An 18,669-nucleotide genomic window follows, 5' to 3' on the forward strand; every position below is an offset into this window, starting at 1 on the left:
CGCGTCCTCCCCCCGGGGTCCGCCGTGGGACCCCGTCCGGGGCCGCCGGGCGGGGTCACGCGGTCCGCGGCCCTTGCCCGCGCCCCTCCCGGGCGGCCTTCTCGACCAGCCACTCCGGCAGCGCCTCGGGGGTGGCGTTCAGCCAGTGCACGTAGCGGTCCACGCCCTGGGGGACGGAGATCCCGGGCTGCCAGCGCATCAGCTCGCGCATCCGGTCGATGGCCGCGTACCCGCCGAGCGGGTCGTCGGCCGGGCGGGGCGTGGTGACGAACTCGGCGCCGGGGTAGTGCGGGGCGATCAACTCGCCCACCTCGCGCACCGAGGTCGGCACCCCGGAGCCCACGTTGACGGTCTCCCCCACGACACCGTCCTCCACCAGGGCGAGCGCGGTGGCCATCGCGATGTCGTCGACGTGCACCAGGTCGCGCACCTGCACCCCGCCGCCGTTGAGCCGCATCGGCAGTCCCAGCCGGGCGTGCAGCGCCAGCCAGGCGACCATCCAGGAATGACTGCCCGGCTTCACCACCTGGGGGTCGCCGTAGACGGAGAAGTAGCGCAGGATCGCGTGCTCGACGCCCGCGGCGCCGAGCAGCAACCGGGTCTGGTGCTCCGCCCAGAGCTTGGAGTTGGCGTAGACGGACAGCGGGTGCGGGGGCTGGTCCTCGTGGAAGACCTGCGGCCCGTCCGCGCCGTCCGCGGGCGCCACCCCGTTGCCGTAGACGGCGGCGGAGGAGATCAGCACCAGCCGGCGCACGCCCGCGGCGGCGGTCTCCTCCAGGACGACCTCGGTGCCCTCGTTGTTGGCCTTGAAGGCGACGTCCGGTCTGCGGGTGCAGGCGGCCACGTCGGCGTAGGCGGCGGCGTGGACCACGAACTCGGCGCCGCGCAGCACCCCGCGCACCGCCTCCCGGTCCCGGACGTCCCCCACCACCAGGCGCGAGGCGGTGCGGCCGGCACCGAACAGTTCGTGGGTGGCCCCCGGGTAGGCGTCCATCCGGTCCAGGACGACCACCTCGGCCTCGGCCCTGCGCAACAGCGCGGTCAACCGGCTGCCCACCAGTCCCCCGCCGCCGGTCACCACGATGCGGGAGCCCCGCAGTTTCTCCAGTCGAGAAGACCCCGAAACGCCGGAGGCAAGGGCCTCGTCATCGGTCTTCACGGTCATACGGACTCCTCTATCGGTGATACGTATGGAAAGCACGCGCAGCCAGCATGAACGATCATCATCGGCCAGAACCAGGGGGCCTTTTCGGCACTTCTGGAGACGTTGAAGATTCCTTCTTAATTTCCGAAATTCGCCAGTGCCACCGGACGGGCACGGGCCGCGGGCCGGCCCGAGGAATCGGCGCCCTCCGGCGGAATTCGACCTTCCGGTGGAGCACCAGAGCACGGAGGACCTGTGACGCGTTACCGCATCAGCAGTGTGGTGATGACCCATCCCAAGCGGCTGCCCGCCGCCGAGGCGCTGGCCCGCTCGGCACCGCCGGGCGCCCTGCGCGTGGTGATGGACCCCGATCCCGGCGGCCGGCCGTCGGTGTTGCGCACCGCCCTCGCGGCGTGGTCGTCGATCGAGGAGGGCGCCACCCACCAACTCGTCGTGCAGGACGACATGATCCTGTCCGAGGGGTTCTTCGCACGGGTCCAACGGGCCGTGGAGCAGCGGCCGGACGCGGCCCTCGCCCTGTTCGCGCTCTGGGACTCCCGCAACGGCGGCGCGGTGCGCCTGGGCGCGCTGTCCGGGGCCCGTTGGGTGCGCGCGGTCAACGAGTACGTGCCCTGCGTGGCGCTGGTCCTGCCGCGCGCGGTGGCCGCCGGGTACGTGACGTACGGCAGGCGGCGACTGGACGCCTGGCCCGACGACATCCTCATGCAGCAGTACCTGCGGACCCGCGGGACGCCGGCCTACGTGTCGGTGCCGAACCTGGTGGAACACGACGACCGGGGCAGCATTTCCGGCAATGCCTTCCGCGGCCCCAGACGCGCGGTGTGCTTCCTTCCCGACGACCCCGTGGTGGACGAAAAGACCGCTTTGGAATCCCCGGGGGTGGTTCCCTTCTTCAAACACGGCAAGGCCCAGTGCGTGGTGCGGATGACGGGCGCCGGACCACAGCGGTGGCTCCATCTGGAATGCGCCGACTACCTCTCCGGACAGGGCGTGGACATCGCCAGATACAAATCGGCCAACATCGAGTTGACCAAAGCCCCGGACCCCGGGGCCGCCCAGGAGACCTGGCTCACCGCCTTCACCATGGGATTCGTCCACCGCACCGAGGGCCGGGGCGCCGACGCGTCCCGGACGGCGGCCACCGTCGAGGCCCTCGCCACCCTCGGCCCCGGCGGGACCAGCCACCACCAGGACGAGGAGCGCATCCTCGAACTCCGGGCGGGGCTGGCCGAGATCGCAGGGGCGGGGCTCGACGCGGGCCTGGCCGCGGCCGGCGAACCCCGGTCCGCCCCGGTGCGGACGGGACGCCCGGTCGCCGTGCTGGGGGCGGCCAGCCCGCTGGGCGAACACGTGGTGCGCGGACTCGCGGACCGGGGCCACCGGGTGGTCCTCCGCCCCGGCGGCGGCGAACGGCCCCCCGCCCGCGGCCACCTGGTCGACCTGCGCCCGCTGGGGCGGCCGGCGGACCCGGCCGTGGTGGTGCACGGCCCCGACGGCCCGCCGGTGACCCTGCGCACCGGCGACCTGTACGGGCCGGGCTGCGCCCGCGACACCCCGATCGGCCGCATGGTGTGGAGCGCGCTGCGCAGCCGCCCCGTGGTCCTCACCGAGCCGCCCGGCCGCCCGCTGCGCCCGCTGCACACCTCCGACCTGGTCGGGGCGATCAGCCGGGTGGTGGCCCGGCGCCCGGCGGCCGGGGTGCTGGAGCTCCCCGAGGACACCCCGGTCCCCGCCCGCGACCTGGCCCTGGCGGTGCAGGCCGCGGTCCGCCCGGTGGGCATCGAGACGGTCGCGGCCCCGACCGCGGCGCCCCCCGCGCCGGACGGCGCCCCGCGGGCTCCCCGGCTCGCCGACTGGCACCCCGGGATGCCCCTCCACCACGGTCTGCACACCTTCATGCAGTGGCTGGCCTACGAAGGGTTGGCGCTCACCGGGGAGTGACCGGATCCGGCCGGTGTCCCTCCGGTGCGCGGCGCGCACGGCGCGCCGGAGGGACGAGCCCGTGTCCATGGCCCATGCATTCCAGCCAACTATGCGCGTAGACAAGGGGGCGCGCCGGCCGTGGCCTCCCAGGTGAAACGTGAGTGCACTCCCGGGAAGGCCGTTGACGAGAGGGGCGAGGTTCGGCCGTCATCGCGGGAACCCCGCCCGGAGCCCGGGGGCGTGCGGCAGAGTCAGGGCTCCATCCGGGCCGGTCGTGCGCGACCGGCCCGCCGTTCGGTCCTGTGTCCCCCCGCCAGGAGGCCCCGATGTCCCCCCGCTCGCGCCTCGCGCGCCCCTTGCGCATCACGCTCACCCTCGGTCTGCCGCTCGCCCTCGCCGGCGGTCTGGCCTTCACCGCGACGGCCACCAGCGTCCTGCCCGGCGGCGAGACCGGGAAGCGGGCGCAGGGGCCCGTGGTCACCGGGTCCGCGGTGCTGGACGAGATACCGCTCGCCGAGTTCAGCAACGGGCTGTTCCCCGGCTCGGTCGACAACGACCGGGGGGTGAACCTGGGCATCGGCAGCGACCTGTACCCGGCGGACCGGCCCGGCGAGTTCTGGGCGCTCACCGACCGCGGGCCCAACGGGCAGATCGCGGTGAACGGGAAGAAGCGGCGCACCTTCGCCGTGCCGGGCTTCAACCCGGCGATCGTCCGGGTGAAGGTCGAGGGCGAGCGGGTGCGGGTGCTCGGATCGGTCCCGATCACCACCCGGTCCGGCAAGCCCGTGACCGGGCTGCCCAACCAACTCTCGCGCGACGAGGCCCCGTTCGACTACAACGCGCAGAACGCGCTGGAGGTGAACCCGAACGGGCTCGACACCGAGGGCATGGCCAGGGCCGCCGACGGGACGTTCTGGCTGGTCGACGAGTACAGCCCCTCGCTGATCCACGTCTCCGCCCGAGGCGAGGTGCTCACCCGCTACGTGCCCGAGGGACTGAGGTTGCAGGGCGCCGACTACCCGGTGGTCGAGGCGCTGCCGTCGATCCTGCTGAACCGCAAGCAGAACCGGGGCTTCGAGGCGTTGACCGTACTCCCCGGCGGGGACCTGGTGATCGCGGTGCAGAGCCCGCTGCTGGTCCCCGACAAGGCCGCCGGCGAGGCGTCCCGCAACCTCCGGCTGCTGCGCTTCTCGCCCGAGGAGGGCGAGGTGACCGGCGAGTACGCCTACCGGGTGGACCCGGTGAACGAGGTGGACCCGGCGGAGACCGACCAGTCGGAGCTGAAGGTGTCCGCGCTGGTCCCGGTCGGCGCCCACAGCGTGCTGGTGCAGGAGCGCACCGACCGCACGGCCCGTCTGCACCGGGTGACGCTGCCGCGGGACGAGGGCATCCTCGACAGCCGCTGGGACGAGGTGGAGACCTCCCCCAGCTACGAGCAGACCGAGGACCTCGCGGGCGCCGGGGTCGACGTGCTGGACAAGCGGCTCGTGGTGGACCTCGGCAAGATCCCCGGGGTGCCGGGGAAGGTCGAGGGAGTCGCCCTGGTCGGCCGCGACACCCTCGCGGTGATCAACGACAACGACTTCGGCATGTCGGACGGCCCCGACGCCTTCGACCAGAACGGTCGGCTGCGGGACAGCGGGCTGAACACCAAGATCACGCACATCAAGCTGCCGCAGGCGCTCCGCCGTTGAGCCCGCCCCCGGTGCGCCCGTTCCCCGAGGGGGCGGGCGCACCGGCGGATTCAGTCCAGATAGCCGCGGAGCTGACCGGCGAAGGCGTGCTCGCGGAGCTTGCGCAGGGTCTTCGCCTCGATCTGGCGGATGCGCTCCCGGGTGACGCCGAAGAGCTGGCCGATCTCCTCCAGGGTGCGGGGGCGGGCACCGGCGAGGCCGTAACGGAGCTGGACCACCTCGCGCTCCCGGTCGCCGAGGGTGGAGAGCACGGCGTCCAGGTGCTCGCGCAGCAGGAGGAAGGCCACCGATTCGACGGGGGAGGTGGCGTCGCGGTCCTCGATGAGGTCGCCGAAGGCGACGTCGTCCTCCTCGCCGACCGGGGCGTGCAGGGACATCGGCTCCTGGGCCAGCCGCAGCATCTCGCCCACCCGCTCCGCGGAGAGGCCGAGTTGGGCGCCGATCTCCTCGGGCGTGGGGTCGTAGCCGCGTTCCTGGAGGATGCGCCGCTGGACCCGCACCACCCGGTTGATGAGTTCCACGACGTGGACCGGGACCCGGATGGTGCGGGCCTGGTCGGCCAGGGCGCGGGACATCGCCTGGCGGATCCACCAGGTGGCGTAGGTGGAGAACTTGAACCCGCGGACGTAGTCGAACTTCTCGACGGCTCTGATCAGCCCGAGGTTGCCCTCCTGGACCAGGTCGAGCATGGTCAGTCCACGGCCCATGTACCGCTTGGCGACGGAGACCACGAGCCGCAGGTTGGCCTCGATCAGCTGCCGTTTGGCGGCACGTCCCAGCACGACCAGCCGGTCGAGGTCGCCGGCGAGCCGGGAGTCCAGGTCGGGGGTGGTGTTCAGCTTCTCCTCGGCGAGCAGCCCGGCCTCGATGCGGCGGGCGAGTTCGACCTCGTCGGCGGCGCTGAGCAGCGGGGTCCGGCCGATCTCCCGCAGGTACTGGCGGAACAGGTCGGGCGGGGTGCCGCCGGACGGCGCGGCGCGGCGCGGGCGGCGGCCCTGCGCGGGAACGGCGGGGAGCGGGCCCGCGACGGAGCCTGCCGGGGACGGGGTCCGGGTCTGCACGGCGGCGACCTCCAGGGGGTTCGCTGCGGGACGGGCGGCAGCGGGACGACGGGACCGGCGGGAAGCGGCCGCGCCGCTGTCCGCTCCGTACGCGGGGAGCACGACCGCGGGGGTGAGGGTCCGAGGTGACCTCGGGGTGGGGTCGGCCGCGCTCCGGGGACTCAGGCACCGCTCCCAGTGTGCTGTACGACACACCGTCGCCACGAGGGGCGTGCGGGGACTTTCTGCGTTCGAGGGGTGACCGCGCGGTCACTCCCGGCCCCTACAGGGCGCCCGCGCCCTGCTCGCGCAGTGACTGGTCGTACTGCTGGAGGACCCACAACTCGTTCTGGACGGCGGCCAGGTGGGCCGCGTCGCCCCCGGTGCCGAGTCGGGTGAGCGCGGACTGGATGTCCCGCACCCGGCGTTCGACGGCGCGGCGGCGCACGGCCACCAACTGCTCGCCCGCGTAGACCTCGTCCACGGTGCGGCGCATGATCGCCTCGACGGCGAGTTCGGTGACCATGGCGCGGATCCGGTCGTCGGGGGCCGCTTCCCGCACCCGCACCAGGTACGCCTGGGCGTCTTGGACGCCCTGTTCCGCGCCGCCCGCCTCGGTGATCGCCTCGCGGACGGCGGCGTAGGGCTCGGCGGTGAACTCGTCGACGCCGTAGGCGTCGAAGGCCGGGGAGACCAGTTCGGGCCGTTGGAGGGCGAGCTTGAGCAACTCGCGTTCGGTGGCGTGCACCGGGTTGCGCAGGTTGAGGGCCGGGCCCTGGGGACGACGGGCGGCCGGGTTCTCGGCCACGGGCGGCCGGCCTCGGTCCGGCCCGGGGCCGGGCCCCTGACCGCCGCGGTCCCGGGCCCACCGGGCGAGCTGGCCCACCCGCTTGACCACGAACTGGGTGTCGAGGATGCCGACCAGACCGGCGAGTTGGACGGCCACCTCGTGCTGGGAGGCGCTGTTCTTGATCCGGGCGACGACCGGGGCGGCCTCGTCCAGCGCGGCGGCGCGCCCGGCCGGGGTGTCGAGGTCGTAGCGGGCGACGATCTGCCGCAGGGCGAACTCGAACAGCGGGGTGCGCGGCTGCGCCAGGTCGGCCACCGCCTCGTCGCCCCTGGCGAGCCGCAGGTCACAGGGGTCCATGCCGTCCGGGGCGATGGCGATGTAGGTCTCGGCGGCGAACTTCTGGTCGTCCTCGAAGGCGCGCAGCGCGGCCTTCTGCCCGGCGGCGTCCCCGTCGAAGGTGAAGATCACCCGGGCGGAGCCGTTGTCCATCAGCAGTCGGCGCAGGATCTTGATGTGGTCGCTGCCGAAGGCGGTGCCGCAGGTGGCGATGGCGGTGGTGACGCCGGCGAGGTGGCAGGCCATGACGTCGGTGTAGCCCTCGACGACGACGGCCCGGCTGGCCTTGGCGATGTCCTTCTTGGCGAGGTCGATCCCGTAGAGGACCTGGGACTTGCGGTAGATCGCCGTCTCGGGGGTGTTCAGGTACTTGGGGCCGTTGTCATCCTCGCGGAGCTTGCGGGCACCGAATCCCACCACTTCGCCGGAGATGTCCCGGATCGGCCACATGAGCCGGCCGCGGAACCGGTCGATCGGCCCGCCCCGGCGCCCTTCCTGGGCCAGTCCGGAGAGCAGGAGCTCCTTGTCGCTGAAGCCCTTGCCGCGCAGGAAGCGGGTCAGGTGGTCCCAGCCGGCGGGACTGTAGCCGACGCCGAAGTGCCGGGCCGCGTCCTGGTCGAAGCCGCGTTCGGCGAGGAACTTCCGGCCGATCTCCGCCTCCGGGCTCGCGTCGAGCTGTTCGGCGTAGTAGCCGGCGGCGACCTTGTGCGCCTCGACCAGCCGGATGCGCTCACCGCGCTGGTGGGTCGGGTTGTACCCGCCCTGCTCGTAGCGGAGGGTGATGCCGGCGGTGCCCGCCAGCCGCTCGACGGCCTCGGAGAAGGAGAGGTGGTCGACCTTCATCACGAAGGTGATGGTGTCGCCGCCCTCCTGGCAGCCGAAGCAGTGGAACAGCCCCTTGGCGGGACTGACCTGGAACGAGGGGGACTTCTCGTCGTGGAAGGGGCACAGGCCCTTCAGGTTGCCGCCCCCGGCGTTGCGCAGCTGGAGGTACTCGGACACGACGGCGTCGATCGGGACCGCGTCCCGTACCGCCTTCACGTCCTCGTCGTTGATCCTGCCTGCCACGTCCGCGATTCTACGGCGGCCCGCGGACACCCGGACGCCGCGTGGTGCCGCGGACGGGTCGGGACCCCCGCGGCACCACGACGGGGCCGGTCACTCCACCGGCGCGGTGACCAGTGACTCCAGGGGGACGGACGGGTCGGCCAGGGCCTCGGTGTCCACCGGGGCGGCGGACCGGATCAGGTCCTGCACCGGTGCGGTGACGTCCCACACGTTGACGTTCATGCCCGCCAGCACCCGGCCCCCGGCCAGCCAGAAGGCGATGAACTCGCGCTTGGCGGCCGTGGCGGACCCGCGGATCACCACCTGGTCGTAGGAGCCGGGCGGGGCCCAGCCGGAGTACTCCAGGCCCACGTCGTACTGGTCGGAGTAGAAGTAGGGCAGCCGGTCGTAGGCGACCTCCCGGCCGAGCATCGCGCGGGCCGCGGCCGGGCCGCCGTTCAGGGCGTTCGCCCAGTGCTCCACCCGGATGCGGCGGTCGAAGAGCGGATGGTGCACGGAGGCGATGTCCCCCGCCGCGTACACGTCCGGGTCGGAGGTGCGCAGCGCCGCGTCCACGGCGACGCCACCGCCTTCGGCCGGGTCGACCAGCTCCAGGCCGGCGGCCTGTGCCAGTGCGGTGCGCGGGGCGGCTCCGATCGCGGCGAGCACGTCGTGCGCCGGGTGCTCCTCGCCGTCGTCGGTGCGGGCGGCCAGCACCATGCCGTCCTGGCCGACGATCTCGGTGAGGGTCGCCCCGAAGTGGAACCGCACCCCGTGCTCGCGGTGCAGGTCCGTGAAGAGCTGGCCGAGCTCCGGGCCGAGGACCCCGTGCAGGGGCGTGGGGCCCCGGTGCACCACCGTGACCTCCGCCCCGTAGCTGCGGGCCGCCGCCGCGACCTCCAGGCCGATCCAGCCGGCGCCCGCGATCACCAGGTGGCCGTTCTCCCGGCCGAGGTTGGTCAGCACCTGGCGCAGCCGCTCGCTGTGCGCCAGCCGCCGCAGGTGGTGCACCCCCACCAGATGGGTGCCGGGCACGTCCAGCCGGCGCGGTTCCGCGCCGGTGGCCAGCAGCAGCTTGTCGTACGCGATCGAGGTGCCGTCGCCGAGCCGGACCGTCCGGGCCGCCCGGTCGATCGACTCGACGGTCTGCCCGAGGTGCAGCTCCACGTCGTGCTGCGCGTACCAGCCCGGGGGGTGCACGAAGAGGCTGTCCCGCTCCGCCTTGCCGAGCAGGTAGTCCTTGGACAGCGACGGCCGCTCGTAGGGATGGTCGCGTTCGTCACCGATCAGGATGACCCGGCCGGAGTAGCCCTCGGCCCGTAGGGTCTCGGCGGCCTTGGCGCCGGTGAGCCCTCCGCCGACGATGACGAACGTCTGATCCGCGTCAACCACGTGATGCCTCCTCGTGAGCCTTTTCCGCCAGGGTGAGCGTCCCGCACCCGGCGGGCAGCGGGAAGAGGGACTGACCCGATCAGGCCAGCCCCGTCACGCCCCGTGGCGGTGGCGGACGCTCCGCACACGGCGGCGCCCGCCCCGCGTACCGGTCCCGGGCCGGGCCGGTCCGGCCCGGGGGCGCCACGGTTTCCGTGGCCGAATCCGCACGGTCAGCGGGCGGTCAGTCGGGTGTGCAGGGCGGCGGCGGAGGCGTCGGTGAGGGAGGCGATCTGGTCGACGATCACCCGCCCCCGGGCCCGGTCGTCGGCGGCCGTCTCGAAGAGCGGGCGGAACTGCGGGTCGAGCCCGTACGGGGCGCGCCGCACCAGTGCCTCGGCGAGTTCGGCGACCACCACCCGTTGCTCGGCCCGGATGAGCTCCTGCTCGGCCCGCTGCATCACGTACCGGTCGGCGACGGCCTTGAGGACCGCGCACTCCAGAGCGGCTTCCCGGGGGACCACCAGTTCGGCGGCGTAGCGGGTGAGCCGCAGGCCGGTGTGCCCGGGGTCCCACCGGGCGCGGGTGGCGTGCTCGGCGGCCAGGCAGAAGCGGCCGATGAGCTGGCTGGTGGCGTCCTTCAGCCCGGCCTGGGCGCGGGCGGAGCCGTCGTAGCCGTGCGGCCACCACTCCTGGGCGAGCAGCCGGTCCAGCGCCTCCGCGAGCTCCTCCGGGTCGGTGCCGGCGGGGGCGTAGCGGGCGAGCGCCACCGCGAAGACGTCCCGGCGTTCGGGCTCGGCGTGCAGCGCGGCGGGGTCGACGTGGCCGGCGTGCAGCCCGTCCTCCAGGTCGTGGACGGAGTAGGCGACGTCGTCGGACCAGTCCATGACCTGCGCCTCGAAGCAGGTGCGGCCCTCGGGAACGCCCTGGCGGACCCAGTCGAAGACGGGACGGTCGTCCTCGTAGACCCCGAACTTGGGGGAAGCCGGGTCGGTGGGGTGGGCGCCGCGCGGCCAGGGGTACTTGGTGGCGGCGTCGAGTGCGGCCCGGGTCAGGTTGAGGCCCACGCTGACCGGCTCGGTGCCGGGGGCGGAGCCGGGCGGGGCCGCGAAGCGCTTGGGTTCGATGCGGGCGAGCAGCCGCAGCGACTGGGCGTTGCCCTCGAAGCCGCCCCAGTCGGCGGCCACCTCGTTGAGGGCCTGCTCGCCGTTGTGGCCGAACGGGGGGTGTCCCATGTCGTGGGAGAGGCAGGCCGTCTCCACCAGGTCCGGGTCGCAGCCCAGGGCGGCCCCCAGTTCCCGGCCGACCTGGGCGCACTCCAGGGAGTGGGTGAGCCGGGTGCGGGGGCTGGGGTCCCAGGCGGGGCTGCGGGTGCCGGGGGTGACCACCTGGGTCTTGCCCGCCAGCCGCCGCAGCGCGGCGGAGTGCAGGACGCGGGCCCGGTCCCGCTGGAACGCGGTGCGGCCCGGCCGTTTGTCGGGCTCGACCGCCCACCGGGCGGTGTCGGCCGTGTCGTAGGGCGGCGGCGCGTCGGACTCGGGGCGGGGGGTGCGTGCCATGGCCCCGACAGTAGTCGGCAGGTCCGGGACCGGGCGGCGGGCGGGTCAGCCGGGGCCGGGGGCGTGGGCGAGCCAGTCGCCGCCGGCCATCGGGGTGCCGGACCGGCGCAAGCGGTCGGCCAGCCGGGGCGCCGCGAGGTAGACCCAGGCCGGTACGGCGGCGCCGTCGGGGGTCAGCACCTCGCGCACCACCCGCTCGTACTCGTTACGGGCGTCGCCCGGGCCGGCGTACTCCTCCAGTGCGTCGAGGGAGGCGAGCAGGGCGTCGTGGTCGGCGGGGCGGACGGTGACCAGGTCGCCGAGGACCTCGGCGGGCGGCGGGGCGGCGACCGCGTACGGGTATCCGGGGCCGTCGTGGAGGGCGGCGTCCGGCAGCCGGGCCGGGACGACGGTGGCGAGGGCGTCCCGCAGGTGGCTGTCGTGGTGGGTGCCGCCGGGGCGCAGGGTGCCGTACACGAAGAACGGCAGGGCGGACCCCTCGCCGGTCGCGGTGGGGTGGGCGCTGGTCATCGGGGCGGCCGTCCTCTCGGGTGGTGCGGGGCCGGCCGGCCCCGTCTTTGGCGATGGTGCCAAGGAGGCGGGGCCGGGCGGAAGGCGGTCAGGTGCGGTAGGGGTGCTCCGCCCTGCCGTCCCGCAGGGCCCGGGCCCACCAGGTCAGCTGGTCGAGCAGGGTCTTCGCGGCGCCGCCGGCCGCGGCGGGGTCCCGGAGCCGGCCGGTGTCGTCGAAGCGGTCGTGGGCGTGGGCGAAGGAGACGGTGTCGCGGACGGTGACGGCGTGCAGTTCGGCGAAGACCTGACGCAGGTGCTCCACCGCGCGCAGCCCCCCGGAGACTCCGCCGTAGGAGACGAAGGCGACCGGCTTGGCGTGCCACTCGGCGTAGTGCCAGTCGATGAGGTTCTTCAGGGGCGCCGGGTAGGAGTGGTTGTACTCGGGGGTGACCACCACGAAGGCGTCGGCGGCGGCCAGTGCCGGGCCGACCTTGGCGAGTTCGGCGCCCTGCCGTGGGGTCGGCCGGCCGGTCAGCGCGGTGGGCAGGTCGACCGCGGCGACGTCCACCAGGTCGGCGTGGAGTTCGGGGCGCGGCGCGATCTCGTCCAGCAGCCACCGGGCGACGACCGGGCCGAAGCGGCCCTCCCGGTTGCTGCCGAGGATCACCGCGATCCGCAGCGGCTGCGGGGGCGGGGTGGTGCCGGAGGATCTGAGGTCTGTGGTCATGCGTCAGACCCTGTTACCTCGACCAATGTTGAGGTCAAGCAGGCTCTCGGCCGGGCGGGCGAACCGGCCAGTGCACCCGGCCGCCGGACCACGGACGGGGCCTCCTCCCACGGGCGGGTCACCCGTTCGTCGGCCCCTTCACCCGCCCCGTGGAACTTTCCCACGGCACCGCCATGACCTGCTGCAACGCCCGTGCGCACAGGGGGACGGTCCACCGTTCGCCGGTATCCGCCGCGGGGCGCCGGGAGGCGGGGCGGGGCGGGAGGCCGTTCCCTCGTGGTGCGAGGACGTGACCGAAACCGCGGCACTTGGGGGCCGCCGGGCACGCCCGGCCGAGGAGCGATCCATGCGCACTGCCCGCCCGCTGAGCGCCGCCGTGTCCGCCGTCGCCCTGGTGGGCCTCGCCGCCGGCCCCGCCGCCGGCGGCGACGGGCCGGGCACGACCGTGTCGCCGGCCACGGCGGTCCCCGGCGACCCGGTGGTGCTGCGCTCGGACGGGTGCGGCACGGGCGGCGCCGCGGTGGGCGACGCCAGTGCGGTGGGCGCGGGGTCCTTCGCGCTGGCCCCCGAGACCGCCGGGGGTCCCGCGGTGGGCCGCTTCACGGTGCCCCCGGGGGCCCACCCGGGCACCTACGAGATCGCGGTGCGCTGCGCGGACGGCAGCGGCCCGGCGGCGGACCTGGCCGTCGTCCTGGACGGGGCGGCGGCCGAGGCGGTGCCCGCGCACCCGCGGGGGCACGTGAACACGGGGGTCGGCGGCGCCTTGGGCCCCGACCCCGTCCAGACCGCGGCGGGCGTGGCGGCCCTGGCCGTCGCCGCCGCGGGCGGTACCTGGCTCCTGCATCGCCGGGCGAGAGGCGACGGGATCTGACGGACAACCTCCGCTGTCCACCGGTACCGCCATCCGCTCCTCCTCCGGTCCCGCGGCTCCTCGCCGGGGCCGGAGGGGGCAGCGGGAACCGGCTCCACGACCCGAGGGGGACGTCATGCGCACACCGGGCCAGCCGCGGCGCACTCCGGCGCGGCGGTGCGGCGACGCGGCGATAGCCGGCGGCACGGCGCTGTTCCTGTGCCTGGGCGTCTGGCTGCTGCACGACACGGGCGCCCCGCGGCTGCCGCCGCAGCCGTCCGACGCCCAGTCCGCCGCGGCCCGCCCCGGGGGCGCGCAGGATTCCGAGGGTGCCCCGGCGCTCGCCCCGTCGCCTCCCGACCGCATCCGCATCCCGGCGATCGGGGTGGACGCCCCCCTGATGGGCCTGCGGTTGACCGCGGGCGGCAGCCTGGACGTCCCCCCGCCCGACCGGCCGGAGCTCGCGGGCTGGTACGAGGCCGGGACCACTCCGGGGGAACGGGGCACGGCCGTCGTCGCGGGGCACGTCGACAACGCGGACGGGCCGGCGGTGTTCTACCGCCTCGGTGCGCTGACCCGCGGAGAACGGATCGAGGTGGACCGGCGGGACGGGTCGGTGGCCGTCTTCACCGTCACCGCCGTCGAGGTGCACCCGGGCGAGGACTTCCCCGACGAGCGGGTGTACGGTCCGGCGCCCGGTCCCGAGCTCCGGGTGATCACCTGCGGCGGACCGTACTCGAAGCGGACCGGGTACGCGGGGAACGTGGTGGTCTTCGCCCGGTTGACGGACGGCCGGTGAGTCCGGGTCCGTGTGGGGTCGGACCCGGCGGGCGGACCTCAGTCCAGGTGGGACACCTCGAACACGGCGCGGGCCTCGGTGGCGTCCCACTGCTTCCCCATCCCCTGGAGGACGGTGGTGCCGGTGCGCAGCAGTCCGTTGGCGCGGGCGTGACGGGCTCCGGTGTCCAACCGGTGCCAGATCAGCGGGTTGTCGCTGAGGACCTTGGGGTCGACCTCCAGGCGGTTGCCGAGGGCGTCCCGCAGCACCAGCCGGGGTTGCAGGCCGTCGCCGTGGCGGACCGAGACCAGCAGGTCGGTGGCGACCCGTCGGGTGCGCCACAGCCCGCGCACGGCCAGCCAGCCGGGGCCGGCGGTCACCCGCGAGGGGTGCAGCACCCCGTACAGCAGCAGGGCGAGCAGCGCCCACAGTGCGGCGCGGGCCGGGGTGAGGCTGCCGTTGCCGACGTCGACCAGGCCGACGAGGGCGAGCAGCGCGAATGCGCAACAGACGGCGTCCCGGCGGTCGCTGGTCCACCGGCGGTCGACAGTGACGTCGGGGGCCCGGACGGGCCCGGTGGGGGCGGGGGCGGCGGTGTCGAACGCGACCCAGGCGAGGCCCTGGTCCGCAGGGGCGGGCGGGCCGCCCCGGGGCGTGGAGTCGGGGTCGTCGGGGTCGTCGTCGGCGTGGTCGGCGTGCGGCGTTCTGTCACATCCCATGCATGGCACGGTAGAACGACGACCCCGTCACGTCAGCGGGATTGACGGGGTTTAGATGGTTCGCTGACCCGTCCCTTGCCGACGGCGCCGACCCCGGGACCGCCCGGAAACCGGGGCGTCCGGTCGGCGGAGCCGTCCGGGTCCAGGTCAGCGGCCGGTCAGGAGGCGGTGTCCGGGTCCGTCGCCAGCTCCGGCCAGGTGACCCCGGTGAGCCGGACGGATTCCTCCCACAACCGGCCGGAGGCACGGTCGTCGGTGGTCCAGCGGGCCCGGCGGGCCGGCGCCGGGGCGCCGCGCCAGGAGAGCACGGCGGGCCCGGTGAAGGAGTCGGGACGCACCCCGGGGGCGGTGGCCGCGTACAGCGTGGGCAGCGCCCCGGCTTCGGCGCTCTGCGCCAGCAGCAGGTTGCCCAGTTCGATGACGCGCTCGGCGGAGCGGCGGCCCTCCATCCGCGGGGCGGCCGTCTGGAGGTTGGTGCGGGCGTACCCGGGGTGGGCGGCGGCGGCGACCGGGTGGCCGCCGCGGGCGGCGAGCCGGCGGGCGAGTTCGTGGACGAAGAGCAGGTTGGCGGTCTTGGACCGCCCGTACGCGGTCCACCGCCGGTACCCGCGAGTGCTGTTGAGGTCGTGGATGTCGATGTTCGCGGTGTGGTGCATGAAGCTGGAGACGGTGACGATCCGGGAGCCGGGGGTGGCGAGCAGGCTCGGCAGCAGCAGCCCGGTCAGGGCGAAGTGGCCGAGGTGGTTGACGCCGAACTGCATCTCGAAGCCGTCGGCGGTGAGCCGGTGCGGCAGGGCCATCACCCCGGCGTTGTTGACCAGCAGGTCCAGCCGCCGGTCGCCGGCCGTGCGCCAGGCGTCCGCGAATCCCCGCACGGAGTCCAGGTCGGCCAGGTCCAGCGGGGCGAACTCCACGTCGGCGCCCGGGACCTCGGCCCGCAGCCGGTCCCGGGCGGCGGTGCCGCGCTCGGCGCTGCGGCAGGCCAGCACCACCCGGGCGCCGCGCCGGGCGAGGGCCCGGGCGGTGGCGTGGCCGAGGCCGCTGTTGGCTCCGGTCACGATCGCCGTCCGACCGTGCTGGTCGGGGATGTCGTGCTCGCTCCAGCCGCTCATTCCGTGTGCTCCTCGCCAGGTGGGCCCGGGACGTCCGCCCCTCCATCGTCCACCACGCGGGCGCCGTCCGGCGCGGGCGGGGTGCGCCGCAGCCGCCGCCGGTCGGTGAGGGTGACCGGCGGCGGCTGCGGGGTCTCGGGTCCGTCGGCGGTCAGCGGTGGTCGCTGCCCGCTGACTCGTTGGCGGCGCGGGCGGCCTCCAGCCGGGCCACCGGGATGCGGAAGGGGGAGCAGGAGACGTAGTCGAGGCCGACCTCGTGGAAGAAGTGCACCGACTCCGGGTCGCCGCCGTGCTCGCCGCAGACGCCCAGCTTGAGGTCGGGGCGGGTGGCCCGACCGGCCCGGACCGCGTCCCGGACCAGCGCCCCGACGCCGTCCCGGTCGATGGTCTCGAACGGGGATACCCCGAAGATGCCCTTCTCCAGGTAGGCGGTGAAGAAGCTGGCCTCCACGTCGTCGCGGGAGAAGCCCCACACGGTCTGGGTCAGGTCGTTGGTGCCGAACGAGAAGAACTCGGCGGCCTCGGCGATCTGTCCGGCGGTGAGCGCGGCCCGGGGCAGCTCGATCATGGTGCCGAGGGCCAGCTTGAGGTCGACGTTGTGGGCGCGTTCGACCTCGGCGATGACCTGCTGGGCCTCGTCGCGGACGATCTCCAGCTCCTGGACGGTGCCCACCAGCGGGATCATGATCTCCACCCGGGGGTCGCCGCCGGCCTCCCGCCGGGCCGCGGCGGCCCGGGCGATGGCCCGCACCTGCATGGCGAACAGGCCGGGGATGACCAGGCCGAGCCGGACGCCGCGCAACCCCAGCATCGGGTTCTGCTCGTGCAGCCGGTGGACGGCCTGGAGCAGCCGCAGGTCGTTCTCGTTGGCGTCCTGGCGGGACTCGGCGAGCGCGACCCGTACCGACAGCTCCGTGATGTCGGGCAGGAACTCGTGCAGCGGCGGGTCGAGGAGGCGGACGGTGACGGGCAGTCCGTCCATCCCCTCGAAGAGCTCCACGAAGTCGCTCTCCTGGAGCGGCAGCAGCCGGGCGAGGGACTCCTCGCGCTCCTGGTCGGTGTCGGCGAGGATCAGCCGCTCGACGTACTCCCGGCGCTCGCCGAGGAACATGTGCTCGGTGCGGCACAGGCCGATGCCCTGGGCGCCGAAGCGGCGGGCGCGCAGCGCGTCCTCGGCGTTGTCGGCGTTGGCGCGCACCCGCAGCCGGCGGACCCGGTCGGCGTAGGCCATGATCCGGTGGACGGCGACGACGAGTTCGTCGGCGTCGTCGGCGCCGGCGTGCATCCGGCCCTCGAAGTACTCGACGACGGGCGAGGGGACGACGGGCACCTCACCGAGGTACACCTTGCCGGTGGAGCCGTCGATGGAGACCAGGTCGCCCTCCTCCACCACGATCCCGCCGGGCGCGGTCATCCGGCGCCGCTTGGTGTCGACCTCCAGCTCCTCGGCGCCGCAGACGCAGGTCTTGCCCATGCCGCGGGCCACCACGGCGGCGTGCGAGGTCTTGCCGCCGCGGGAGGTCAGGATGCCCTCCGCGGCGATCATGCCGTCGAGGTCGTCGGGGTTGGTCTCGCGGCGGATCAGGATGACCCGCTCGCCGGAGCGGGACCACTTGATGGCGGTGTACGAGTCGAAGACGGCCTTGCCCACGGCGGCGCCGGGCGAGGCGGCGATGCCCCGGGCGATCCGGTCGACCTGCGCGGCCTCGTCGAACTTGGGGAACATCAGCTGGGCGAGCTGGGCCCCGGTGACCCGCTGGAGGGCCTCGGCCTCGTCGATGAGGCCCTGGTCGAGGAGTTGGGTGGCGATCCGGAAGGCGGCCCCGGCGGTGCGCTTGCCGACCCGGGTCTGGAGCATCCACAGCTTGCCGCGCTCGATCGTGAACTCGATGTCGCACAGGTCCTTGTAGTGGTTCTCCAGGGTCTCCATGATCTGCATGAGCCGGTCGTAGGAGTCCTTGTCGAGCTTCTCCAGCTCGGCCAGCGGCACGGTGTTGCGGATGCCGGCGACGACGTCCTCGCCCTGGGCGTTCTGGAGGTAGTCGCCGTACACGCCCTGCTGGCCGCTGGCCGGGTCGCGGGTGAAGGCGACTCCGGTGCCGGAGTCGGGGCCGAGGTTGCCGAAGACCATGGAGCAGACGTTGACCGCGGTGCCGAGGTCGTGCGGGATGCGCTCCTGGCGGCGGTAGAGCTTGGCGCGGTCGCCGTTCCAGGACTCGAAGACGGCCCGGATCGCCAGGTCCATCTGCTCGCGCGGGTCCTGCGGGAACTCCCGGCCGGCCTCGGTGCGCACGATCCGCTTGAACCGCTTGACGAGCTTCTTGAGGTCGGCGGCGTCGAGGTCGGTGTCCACGGTGACGCCCTTGGCGGCCTTGGCCTCCTCCAGCGCCTCCTCGAACAGTTCGCCGTCCACGTCGAGGACCGTCTTGCCGAACATCTGGACGAGTCGCCGGTAGGAGTCCCAGGCGAACCGCTCGTTGCCGGACTGGGCCGCGAGACCCTCCACCGACTCGTCGAAGAGCCCGATGTTGAGGACGGTGTCCATCATGCCGGGCATCGAGAACTTGGCGCCGGAGCGCACCGAGACCAACAGCGGGTCGTCGGGCTGGCCGAGTCTCTTGCCCATCCGTTCTTCGAGGGCGGCCAGATGGGCGGTCACCTCGTCACGGAGTGCCGCGGGCTCCGTTCCGCTCTCCAGGTAGACCTTGCAGGCGTCGGTGGTGATGGTGAACCCGGGGGGTACGGGAAGACCGAGGTTGGTCATCTCGGCGAGATTGGCGCCCTTCCCGCCGAGCAGGTCCTTGAGGTCCTTGTTGCCCTCAGTGAAGTCGTAAACGAACTTCGCGACATGAGGCGCTTTGTTTTCCGACACGGGTTCGACTCCCCAAGGACTCGGTGGCTGCCCTGACGGCGAGGAACATACCCAGATCGAAGGCTTCCCGGTACGTCCACCTGCCTGTCATACGAGCGCAACCACTCTTCCGCCAGGAGATCGAAAGCCTTCCCGGAGCCTGCGGCGAGGGGTCTTGCGTTCACCTCTTGAAGTCAACAAAACCTGAACACGCCATG

Annotated in this window: 13 protein-coding genes and 1 pseudogene; 4 read left to right on the forward strand and 10 right to left on the reverse strand. The window is 73.9% G+C overall.

What is annotated here, in order from left to right; genetic code table 11:
• Positions 1 to 55 precede the first annotated feature (55 nt).
• Positions 56 to 1,165, reverse strand: coding sequence for an NAD-dependent epimerase/dehydratase family protein (locus ACSMX9_RS07030; protein WP_445400859.1), 1,110 nt, complete (start codon positions 1,163 to 1,165; stop codon positions 56 to 58).
• A gap of 234 nt (positions 1,166 to 1,399) precedes the next feature.
• Between ACSMX9_RS07030 and ACSMX9_RS07035 the strand changes: the two genes are divergently transcribed.
• Together ACSMX9_RS07035 and ACSMX9_RS07040 are read left to right on the forward strand one after the other, a co-directional pair.
• Positions 1,400 to 3,106, forward strand: coding sequence for a hypothetical protein (locus ACSMX9_RS07035; protein WP_445400861.1), 1,707 nt, complete (start codon positions 1,400 to 1,402; stop codon positions 3,104 to 3,106).
• Between the two features lie 308 nt (positions 3,107 to 3,414).
• A complete protein-coding gene (locus ACSMX9_RS07040) occupies positions 3,415 to 4,782 on the forward strand; it encodes an esterase-like activity of phytase family protein (RefSeq protein WP_445400863.1) in 1,368 nt (455 codons plus the stop codon).
• A gap of 50 nt (positions 4,783 to 4,832) precedes the next feature.
• Here the strand turns inward: ACSMX9_RS07040 and ACSMX9_RS07045 are convergent.
• The 6 genes and pseudogenes from ACSMX9_RS07045 to ACSMX9_RS07070 all read right to left on the reverse strand — a co-directional run bounded on the left by ACSMX9_RS07045 (position 4,833) and on the right by ACSMX9_RS07070 (position 12,141).
• Positions 4,833 to 6,012: pseudogene (locus tag ACSMX9_RS07045) on the reverse strand (RNA polymerase sigma factor).
• A 93-nt stretch (positions 6,013 to 6,105) separates the two neighbouring features.
• On the reverse strand, positions 6,106 to 8,016 hold the full coding sequence (gene dnaG / locus ACSMX9_RS07050; protein WP_445400865.1) for a DNA primase: 1,911 nt from the start codon (positions 8,014 to 8,016) through the stop codon (positions 6,106 to 6,108).
• A 90-nt stretch (positions 8,017 to 8,106) separates the two neighbouring features.
• Entirely contained in the window at positions 8,107 to 9,387 is a 1,281-nt protein-coding gene (locus ACSMX9_RS07055) for an NAD(P)/FAD-dependent oxidoreductase (protein WP_445400867.1), read from the reverse strand.
• Positions 9,388 to 9,599: 212 nt separating this feature from the next.
• Positions 9,600 to 10,925, reverse strand: a complete 1,326-nt coding sequence (locus ACSMX9_RS07060) for a deoxyguanosinetriphosphate triphosphohydrolase (protein ID WP_445400869.1) — start codon at positions 10,923 to 10,925, stop codon at positions 9,600 to 9,602.
• A 45-nt stretch (positions 10,926 to 10,970) separates the two neighbouring features.
• Positions 10,971 to 11,435: a gamma-glutamylcyclotransferase family protein gene (locus ACSMX9_RS07065; protein ID WP_445400871.1), complete on the reverse strand. Its 465-nt coding sequence runs from the start codon at positions 11,433 to 11,435 to the stop codon at positions 10,971 to 10,973.
• 88 nt (positions 11,436 to 11,523) lie between these two features.
• Positions 11,524 to 12,141: an NADPH-dependent FMN reductase gene (locus ACSMX9_RS07070; RefSeq protein WP_445400873.1), complete on the reverse strand. Its 618-nt coding sequence runs from the start codon at positions 12,139 to 12,141 to the stop codon at positions 11,524 to 11,526.
• Between the two features lie 346 nt (positions 12,142 to 12,487).
• Between ACSMX9_RS07070 and ACSMX9_RS07075 the strand changes: the two genes are divergently transcribed.
• Both ACSMX9_RS07075 and ACSMX9_RS07080 read left to right on the forward strand, forming a co-directional pair.
• Positions 12,488 to 13,012, forward strand: a complete 525-nt coding sequence (locus tag ACSMX9_RS07075) for a hypothetical protein (RefSeq protein ID WP_445400875.1) — start codon at positions 12,488 to 12,490, stop codon at positions 13,010 to 13,012.
• Between the two features lie 115 nt (positions 13,013 to 13,127).
• Positions 13,128 to 13,790 (forward strand): class F sortase, encoded by a 663-nt coding sequence (locus ACSMX9_RS07080; RefSeq protein WP_445400877.1) that lies wholly within the window; start codon positions 13,128 to 13,130, stop codon positions 13,788 to 13,790.
• 38 nt (positions 13,791 to 13,828) lie between these two features.
• On the opposite strand, the gene ACSMX9_RS07085 is transcribed toward ACSMX9_RS07080, so the two are convergent.
• The 3 genes from ACSMX9_RS07085 to ppdK form a co-directional block, all read right to left on the reverse strand.
• Positions 13,829 to 14,488 (reverse strand): hypothetical protein, encoded by a 660-nt coding sequence (locus ACSMX9_RS07085; protein WP_445400879.1) that lies wholly within the window; start codon positions 14,486 to 14,488, stop codon positions 13,829 to 13,831.
• Between the two features lie 158 nt (positions 14,489 to 14,646).
• Positions 14,647 to 15,600 carry an oxidoreductase gene (locus ACSMX9_RS07090; protein ID WP_445400881.1) on the reverse strand — a complete coding sequence of 318 codons (954 nt, stop codon included), beginning with the start codon at positions 15,598 to 15,600 and terminating at the stop codon, positions 14,647 to 14,649.
• A gap of 151 nt (positions 15,601 to 15,751) precedes the next feature.
• A complete protein-coding gene (ppdK, locus tag ACSMX9_RS07095) occupies positions 15,752 to 18,472 on the reverse strand; it encodes a pyruvate, phosphate dikinase (RefSeq protein WP_366116289.1) in 2,721 nt (906 codons plus the stop codon).
• Between the last annotated feature and the right edge of the window lie 197 nt (positions 18,473 to 18,669).

This window comes from Streptomyces sp. LE64, from assembly GCF_052606915.1.

Excerpts from the sequence above, each read along its gene's own strand:
- ACSMX9_RS07030 (WP_445400859.1), bottom strand. The coding sequence starts at position 1,165 with ATGACCGTGAAGACCGATGACGAGGCCCTTGCCTCCGGCGTTTCGGGG.
- ACSMX9_RS07040 (WP_445400863.1), top strand. The coding sequence starts at position 3,415 with ATGTCCCCCCGCTCGCGCCTCGCGCGCCCCTTGCGCATCACGCTCACC.
- ACSMX9_RS07060 (WP_445400869.1), bottom strand. The coding sequence starts at position 10,925 with ATGGCACGCACCCCCCGCCCCGAGTCCGACGCGCCGCCGCCCTACGAC.
- ACSMX9_RS07065 (WP_445400871.1), bottom strand. The coding sequence starts at position 11,435 with ATGACCAGCGCCCACCCCACCGCGACCGGCGAGGGGTCCGCCCTGCCG.
- ACSMX9_RS07070 (WP_445400873.1), bottom strand. The coding sequence starts at position 12,141 with ATGACCACAGACCTCAGATCCTCCGGCACCACCCCGCCCCCGCAGCCG.
- ACSMX9_RS07075 (WP_445400875.1), top strand. The coding sequence starts at position 12,488 with ATGCGCACTGCCCGCCCGCTGAGCGCCGCCGTGTCCGCCGTCGCCCTG.
- ACSMX9_RS07080 (WP_445400877.1), top strand. The coding sequence starts at position 13,128 with ATGCGCACACCGGGCCAGCCGCGGCGCACTCCGGCGCGGCGGTGCGGC.
- ACSMX9_RS07085 (WP_445400879.1), bottom strand. The coding sequence starts at position 14,488 with ATGGGATGTGACAGAACGCCGCACGCCGACCACGCCGACGACGACCCC.
- ACSMX9_RS07090 (WP_445400881.1), bottom strand. The coding sequence starts at position 15,600 with ATGAGCGGCTGGAGCGAGCACGACATCCCCGACCAGCACGGTCGGACG.